6 protein-coding genes and 1 pseudogene are annotated in these 7,489 nt (G+C 73.9%); 5 read left to right on the forward strand and 2 right to left on the reverse strand.

The genetic code is table 11. From position 1 onward, the window contains the following. The first annotated feature begins 10 nt into the window (after positions 1–10). From pcaH to ACWGIG_RS09095, 5 genes and pseudogenes are all read left to right on the forward strand, one after another. On the forward strand, positions 11–799 hold the full coding sequence (gene pcaH, locus ACWGIG_RS09075; RefSeq protein ID WP_453320885.1) for a protocatechuate 3,4-dioxygenase subunit beta: 789 nt from the start codon (positions 11–13) through the stop codon (positions 797–799). Next, positions 799–1,368 carry a protocatechuate 3,4-dioxygenase subunit alpha gene (gene pcaG / locus ACWGIG_RS09080; protein ID WP_453320886.1) on the forward strand — a complete coding sequence of 190 codons (570 nt, stop codon included), beginning with the start codon at positions 799–801 and terminating at the stop codon, positions 1,366–1,368. Before pcaH ends, pcaG begins: the two co-directional genes overlap by 1 nt. Continuing rightward, positions 1,355–2,716, forward strand: a pseudogene (gene pcaB, locus ACWGIG_RS09085) (3-carboxy-cis,cis-muconate cycloisomerase); the annotation flags it as partial. The gene pcaG and the pseudogene pcaB, both read left to right, overlap by 14 nt. Before the next feature lie 578 nt (positions 2,717–3,294). Continuing rightward, positions 3,295–4,461, forward strand: a complete 1,167-nt coding sequence (gene pcaDC, locus ACWGIG_RS09090) for a bifunctional 3-oxoadipate enol-lactonase/4-carboxymuconolactone decarboxylase PcaDC (RefSeq protein ID WP_453320887.1) — start codon at positions 3,295–3,297, stop codon at positions 4,459–4,461. Positions 4,462–4,465: 4 nt separating this feature from the next. Then, positions 4,466–5,650, forward strand: a complete 1,185-nt coding sequence (locus tag ACWGIG_RS09095; protein ID WP_453320888.1) for a 4-hydroxybenzoate 3-monooxygenase — start codon at positions 4,466–4,468, stop codon at positions 5,648–5,650. Here the strand turns inward: ACWGIG_RS09095 and ACWGIG_RS09100 are convergent. Both ACWGIG_RS09100 and ACWGIG_RS09105 read right to left on the reverse strand, forming a co-directional pair. Beyond that, positions 5,623–6,519 carry an MFS transporter gene (locus tag ACWGIG_RS09100; RefSeq protein WP_453320889.1) on the reverse strand — a complete coding sequence of 299 codons (897 nt, stop codon included), beginning with the start codon at positions 6,517–6,519 and terminating at the stop codon, positions 5,623–5,625. The two genes, ACWGIG_RS09095 and ACWGIG_RS09100, sit on opposite strands and share 28 nt — an antisense overlap. 67 nt (positions 6,520–6,586) lie before the next feature. Continuing rightward, the gene (locus ACWGIG_RS09105; protein ID WP_453320892.1) at positions 6,587–7,483 is read right to left on the reverse strand and encodes a hypothetical protein; all 897 of its coding nucleotides are present in this window, start codon (positions 7,481–7,483) and stop codon (positions 6,587–6,589) included. Between the last annotated feature and the right edge of the window lie 6 nt (positions 7,484–7,489).

Genomic DNA, 7,489 nt, shown 5'->3' on the forward strand with positions numbered 1-7,489 from the left:
TCAACCACCCATGCCCATAACAGAGCTGACGCAGAATCAGATCAGTGCGGAGATCGCGGCGGCGCACGAAGCCGTCGTCAAGGAGGTCGCGGGCGGCGCCCCCGCCCCGCACCACCCGGCGCGCGACTTCACCCCGTACCGCAGCAGCGTGCTGCGCCACCCGCAGCGGCCCCTCGTCGCGCTCGGCAGCGCCGCCGACCCGGAGGCCGCCGAGCTGTACGGTCCCGTCTTCGGAGTCACCGACATCACCGACCTCGACTCCGACCTCACCCGCCAGCACCAGGGGGAGCCGCTCGGCGAGCGCATCACCGTCAGCGGGCGCGTCCTCGACCGCGGCGGACGCCCCGTGCGCGGCCAGCTCGTCGAGCTGTGGCAGGCCAACGCCTCCGGCCGCTACGCCCACCAGCGCGACCAGCACCCCGCCCCGCTCGACCCCCACTTCACCGGTGTCGGACGGTGTCTGACGGACGATCAGGGCGGCTACGCCTTCACCACCGTCAAGCCGGGTGCGTACCCGTGGCGCAACCACCTCAATGCCTGGCGGCCCGCCCACCTCCACTTCTCCCTCTTCGGCACCGCCTTCACCCAGCGCCTGGTCACCCAGATGTACTTCCCGGGCGACCCGCTCTTCCCCTACGACCCGATCCTCCAGTCGGTCACCGACCGGGCCGCCAGGGAGCGCCTCGTCGCCACCTACGACCACGCGCTCTCCCGCCCCGAGTTCTCGCTCGGCTACCGCTGGGACATCGTCCTGGACGGCCCCGCCGCCACGCTGCCCGACCCCGAGGAGAACCCCTGATGGCTGCCGCCCCTGTGCTTTCCCCGACCCCGTCCCAGACCGTCGGCCCGTTCTACGGATACGCGCTGCCCTTCGCGGGCGGCGGCGACATCGTCCCGGCGGGGCACCCGGACACCGTCACCGTGCACGGCCACGTACGCGACGGAAACGGGGCGCCGGTCCCGGACGCGATCGTCGAAACCTGGCAGGCGGCCCCCGACGGCTCCCTCGCAGGACGGCCGGGCTCGCTCCGCCGCGACCCGGTGACCGGGGGCTTCCTCGGCCGCAACGGTGTCGACTTCACCGGCTTCGGCCGGGTCGCCACGGACGCGGACGGCCACTGGGCGGTCCGTACGCTGGCCCCGCCGGCCCGACTTCCGTACCTCGCGGTCTGTGTCTTCGCACGCGGCCTGATGCACCACCTCTACACGCGCGCGTACTTCACGGACGACGTACGGGAAGGGCCGCTCGCCGAGCTGCCAGGGCCCCGCCGGAGCACGCTGCTCGCGGTGCCCGAGGCGGACGGCGTACGGCGCTTCGACATCTGCCTCCAGGGGGAGCGGGAGACGGTGTTCCTTGACTTCCGCTGACCGTCCTGCATCCCGCCCCGCCTCCCACTCCGCTGCCGCTTCCGGTGACCTCTTCTCGCCGGGTGCGGTCGGCGGTGCGGCCGAGGCCGCGACCGGGGACACGGCGTTCCTCCAGGCACTGCTCGACGCCGAAGCCGCACTGACCCGGGCACAGGCCCGGACCGGCGCGGCCCCGGCGAGCGCCGCGAGAGCGGTGACCGCGGAGGCCGACGCGTCCCGCTACGACGCGCGAGACCTGGCGCTGAGGGCCAGGACGGGCGGCAATCCGGTGATCCCCCTGATCGCCGACCTGACAGCCAGGGTCGCTCAACTCTCGCCCCGTGACGCCGAGTTCGTGCACCGGGGAGCGACCAGCCAGGACATCCTCGACACGGCCCTGATGCTGATGGCATCGCGCACGCTCACGCCCGTCCTCACCGACCTGTCCCGCACCGCCACGGCACTGGCCGCGCTCGCCGCGCAGCACCGCTCCACCCCCATGCCGGGGCGCACGCTCACCCAGCACGCCGTGCCGACCACCTTCGGCCTGAAGGCGGCGGGCTGGCGGTCCCTGGTGCTGGACGCGCACGACCGGCTGGCAGCGGTACGCGACACCCTCCCGGCCCAACTGGGCGGCGCCGCAGGCACCTTGGCCGCATTCGGCGCGTACGCCCCGCAGGGCGCGGACCCGCTCGGCCTGCCCGCGGCCTACGCGTCCGAACTCGGCCTGGCCGCCCCCCGACTGCCCTGGCACACCCTGCGCACCCCGGTCGCCGACCTGGCGGGCGCACTCGCCTTCAGCGCGGGCGCGCTCGGCAAGATCGCCGCCGATGTGCTGGTCCTCTCCCGCACCGAGGTCGGCGAACTCGCGGAAGGCGCAGGCGGCGGCTCCTCCGCCATGCCGCACAAGAGCAACCCGGTCCGCGCCACCCTGATCGCCGCCACGGCACGCCAGGTCCCGGCTCTCGCAGGAGTGTTGTACGGCTCCCTCGCCGCCGAGGACGAGCGTCCCGCCGGTGCCTGGCACGCGGAATGGCAGCCGCTGCGCGACGCGCTGCGTCTGACGGGCGGCGCAGCCCGCGACGCGGCGGAACTCGTCGCAGGTCTGACGGTCCACCCGGACCGGATGCGCACCCATCTGGACCGCACCGGCGGCCTGATCGTCTCCGAACGCCTCGGCGCCGCCCTCACGCCGCTGCTCGGCCGGGCAGCGGCCAAGCAGGCCCTGGCCCGGGCCACCCGGCAGGCGACCGAGGAAGGCATGGACCTGGCAGCGGCCCTCGCCCGCGATCCGGAGGTGCTGGCGGTGTGGGCAGCGCCTGCGTCTGGGGACGATCCCGACACGCGCCACGCGCCCGGAAACACCGGGCGGGACGATGCCGGCGGGCCGGGAGGGGAGACCCCTCGCGGCGGGCCCCCCGGGCCCTGCGCAGTCGCTGACTCAGTCAGTGACGCGCGGATCGGCGGCACCGAGAGGGATGGGGGTGCCCGTGGTTCCGAGAGGGTCGGTGGTGCTGGTGGTGCCGAGAGTGCTGGTGGTGCCGGAGATGCTGGTGGTGCCGAGAGGGTCGGGGGTGCCGACGGTGCCGAGGAGGCCGACCTGGCAGCCCGTTCAGGTGCGGGTGAGGGGCCCGCGGCAGACTTCGGCTCCTCCCCGGGTACTGGACCTGGGTCGATCTCCGGCCCGGCTCCCGGTGCTGGACCTGGGTCGATCTCCGGCCCGGCTCCCGGTGCTGGACCTGGGTCGATCTCCGGCCCGGCCCCCGGCGCTCAGCCCGCAGCGGTCGTCCGCCCCGGCCCTGAGCGCGGCCGTGCAGCGCGTGACGTGCTCGCCGTGCTGCTCGACCTCACCGACCCCACGCGCTACCTGGGCTCCGCCCCCGCCCTCGTCGACCGCGCACTCACGCGTCAGCCCCACGACCCCCGTACTCCCGGTCAGGACCCCCGATGAATCAACCTCTCCTCCACCACCGCGTCGACGGCCCCGCAGGTGCGCCGCCCCTCCTCCTCGGGCCTTCCCTCGGTACTTCCCTTTCCGTCTGGGGCCCCCAAGTGCCCGCCCTGGCACGTCGGTTCAGGGTCGTACGGTGGGACCTTCCCGGGCACGGCGGCTCCGCCGCGCAGCTCGTCGAGGCCGGGGCCAGCGTGGGTGATCTCGGACGGCTCGTGCTCGCGCTGGCCGACTCGCTGGGCGTCGAGCGGTTCTCGTACGCGGGGATCTCGCTCGGCGGCGCGGTGGGCGCCTGGCTCGCCGTGCACCATCCCGCGCGCGTCGAACGGCTGGCCCTCGTCTGCTCGTCGGCGCGCTTCGGTACGCCGCAGATGTGGCACGAGCGCGCCGAATCGGTGCGCCGCGAGGGTGTTGAGCCGCTTGCGGCTTCCGCGCCCGCGCGCTGGTTCACCCCCGGATTCGACGGGCCTGCCGTGACGGACCTGGTCGCCGTGCAACGAGCCGTCGACCCGGCCGCGTACGCCGCCTGCTGCGACGCGCTCGCCGCCTTCGACCTGCGCGACGACGTCGGCAGGATCACCGCCCCGACCCTCGTCGTCGCCGGACGCGCGGACACCGCGACCCCGCCCGTCGACGCCCGCCTCCTCGCCGACTCGATCCCCGACGCCGGACTCGTCGAGATCCCGCACGCCGCCCACCTCGCGGGGGTGGAGCAGCCCGGCGCCGTACTCACCGCCCTCCAAGGGCACTTCGGCAGCGGAGCCGGCCCCGGTGGGCGCACCGCGGGCGCCGCCCACGCCGATGGCACGGCCGTGCGCCGCGCCGTCCTCGGCGACGCCCACGTGGACCGCTCCCTCGCCACCACCACCCCCTTCACCGCCCGCTTCCAGGACTTCATCACCCGCTATGCCTGGGGCGAGATCTGGACCGGCAACGCCCTCGACCGCCGCACCCGCAGCTGCGTCACCCTCACCGCGCTCGTCGCAGGCGGCCACCACGACGAACTGGCCCTGCACGTCGGGGCAGCGGTGCGCAACGGGCTCAGCCACGAGGAGATCGGCGAAGTGCTCCTGCAGTCCGCCGTCTACTGCGGCGTACCCGCCGCCAACGCCGCCTTCGGCATCGCCCAGCGAGTCCTGAACGACATGGAAACGGACAACTGATCCCATGCACACCACAGTTGGCATCATCGGAGGCGGCCCGGCCGGCCTTCTCCTCGCCCGCCTCCTCCACAACGCCGGCATCGACAGCGTCGTCCTGGAAAGCCGCGACCGCGCCTACGTCGAGCGGCGCCAGCGCGCCGGAATCCTCGAACAGGGCACCGTCGACATCCTCCGCGCCGCCGGAGCCGGCGCCCGCATGGACGTCGAGGGCATGCCGCACGACGGCATCGAGCTCCGCTTCGACGGCCGCGCCCACCGCCTCGACCTCCCCGCCCTCACCGGCGGTCGCAGCGTCATGGTGTACGCCCAGACCGAGGTGGTGAAGGACCTGATAGCCCTTCACGCGACCGACGGCGGGCCGCTGCTGTTCGAGGCGAAGGTCACCGCCGTCGAGGGCGCCGACACCGACCGGCCCACCGTCCGCTACGTCCACGAGGGTGAGGAGAAGACCCTCACCTGCGACTACGTCGTCGGCTGCGACGGCTTCCACGGCGTCACCAGGACCGCCGTCCCGGAGTCCGCCCGCACGACGTACGAGCGCACCTACCCGTACTCCTGGCTCGGCATCCTCGCCGACGCGCGCCCCGTCTACGACGAGCTGATCTACGCCCACCACGACCGCGGCTTCGCCCTCGCCAGCATGCGCTCGCCCACCGTCAGCCGCCTCTACCTCCAGGTCCCGGGCGGCACCGACCCCGCCGACTGGTCCGACGAGGAGATCTGGGACGAGCTGGACGCACGCTTCGCGACGACCGCCGACCCGGGATGGAAGCTGGAGCGCGGCACCATCACCGCCAAGTCCGTACTCCCGATGCGGAGTTGCGTCACGGAGCCGATGCGGTACGGGCGCGTGTTCCTCGCCGGGGACGCCGCCCACATCGTCCCGCCGACCGGAGCGAAGGGCCTCAACCTGGCCGCCGCCGACGTCGCCCGGCTCGCCGAGGCGTTCGCCCTGCTGCACACGGACGGCACGACCGACCTCCTCGACGCGTACTCGGACGCGGCACTGCGCCGGGTCTGGCGCGCCGAGCACTTCTCGTACTTCATGACGACGACGCTGCACACGGACCCCGGGCAGTCCGCGTTCCAGACCCGGCTCCAGATCTCCCAGCTCGACCGCATCGCCTCCTCGGAGCACGCCGCGGCCGAACTCGCGCAGAACTACGCGGGGTTGCCCTTCACGGGCTGAGCCGGGGCAGCAGTATCTGCGGAGGGCGGTGCCGCATGCCGCCGCCCTCCGCACCTCACCGCCAGGGGTACGAGCGCGATGGCCACCGCACCGAGCAGCCCGGCCAGCGCGAACGAGGTGAACCCCCAGCTCTGGTTGCCGCTCGACGCCAGCGTCCCGCCCAGCCATGGCCCGAACACCGCGCCCGTGCGGCCGACCCCGGTCACCCAGCCGAGCCCGGCGGCCCGCTCGCTGTCCCGGTACACCGTGTTGCTCGCCGCGTACACCATCACCTGCGCGCTGAACAGCCACACACCGGTGACCGCCACGACGACGTACGTCAGCCCCAGCGACAGGTGCGACTTCAGCAGCAGCGCGCCGACGGCCGTCAGCACGAACCAGATCGCGGACACCCGCACCGCCCCGAAGCGGTCCGCGGTGCGGCCCGCGATCAGCATGCCGACGATGCCGCCCGCGTTGATGACCAGCAGGAAGCTCACCGACGACGTCATGCCGTACCCCGACGCGCGCATCATCTGCGGAAGCCAGGTGGACACCCCGTACACGAGCAGCAGCCCGCAGAACGACGCCAGCCACAACAGCGGCGTCGCCCACCGCGACTCCGGCCGGAACAGCGCCAGTACGGCGGCCAGCCGGCCCCTCGCCCCGGCGGCCGGAGCCTCCAGTGCCGTCGGGCGCACCAGTCCGTACCGGGCGGCGACCGCGTCCGCCCGTGCCCGGTCGCCGCGCGCGAGCAGCACGCCGGGCGACTCCGGCATCAGCCTCAGCAGCAGCGGTACGGCGATCACGGCGGGCAGCACGCCGGCCCAGAACACCCAGCGCCGGCCCGCCGCAGGGGCCAGCGTCAGCCCGAGCGCCGTGGCGACCATGCCGTCCGACCCGGCCCCGTGGGGATGCCGGGCGGGCGGACGGGACGGGGATCGCTGGGGGCGGCGGTCACCCCAGCAGCCGCAGCTCCGTCGCCGCCCGTCCGACCCGCACCGTCTGACCCCAGGTCAGTTCCAGTGCGTCCGCCTCCATTCCGTCGCCGAAGGCGACCAGCCGGTCCGACTCCACCGTCAGCCGAAGCCGCTCGTCACCGGACAGGACGCCCTCCACCAGGGACGTACCGGTCGCGGGTGACGGCCATGCCTCCCGTACGAACCACACCAGCCGGCGGTCCGTCGGGTCCGGCAGCCGCAGTGCGGACCCGCGCTCCAGCCACAGCGAGCGCAGCCACCCGGTGGCCCCGGTCCCGGTGCCGATCAGGACGCCGGACGACGCCTGCGGCTCGATGGTGGCCCGCTCCCGGTCCTGACCGATGCGGTAGCGGGCCGTCTGGTGGCCGGGCGGGCCGAGGTAGATCTCGTTGAGGGCGAGCAGCCGCTGCGTGTCGTCGGCGACGGCCTCCACCATGGTCAGTGAGTCGGCGGCCCCGCCGTTCACCGCCGACCGCAACAGCTTCGCCGCGTCCGCCGCCCGGTGCCGCACCAGTACGCCGGGGTTCCGTCCGGGATCCGTGTCGATTCCCAACACTGCCTGCCCGTCGAGGTACTTGGCGGTGTTCGCGACGAGACCGTCCTGCCCGACCACCACCACGACGTCCTCCGGGCCGAACAGGAACCGGTCCAGGTCCGCCCGCTCCACCCGGGCCTGCCGCCATTGCAGCGGCACCGCGCCCGCCACCTCGGCGAGCGCCCGCCGGGTCCGCTCGTGACGCTCCTGTGCCTCCCGGACGCTGCGACCGCGCGAGCCGAGGAAGAACTCGGCCTGGCCGCGCGTACCGTGCCGGGCGAGCAACTCCTCGTACTCACTGGTGCGGTGGACGAGCACGGCGCGCGGCGCGAGACTCACGACGCG

The sequence above is a fragment of the Streptomyces sp. NPDC054863 genome (genome assembly GCF_053610825.1).

Coding starts and splice junctions, on each gene's coding strand:
- pcaH (WP_453320885.1), top strand. CDS start 11: ATGCCCATAACAGAGCTGACGCAGAATCAGATCAGTGCGGAGATCGCG.
- ACWGIG_RS09100 (WP_453320889.1), bottom strand. CDS start 6,519: ATGGTCGCCACGGCGCTCGGGCTGACGCTGGCCCCTGCGGCGGGCCGG.
- ACWGIG_RS09095 (WP_453320888.1), top strand. CDS start 4,466: ATGCACACCACAGTTGGCATCATCGGAGGCGGCCCGGCCGGCCTTCTC.
- pcaDC (WP_453320887.1), top strand. CDS start 3,295: ATGAATCAACCTCTCCTCCACCACCGCGTCGACGGCCCCGCAGGTGCG.
- pcaG (WP_453320886.1), top strand. CDS start 799: ATGGCTGCCGCCCCTGTGCTTTCCCCGACCCCGTCCCAGACCGTCGGC.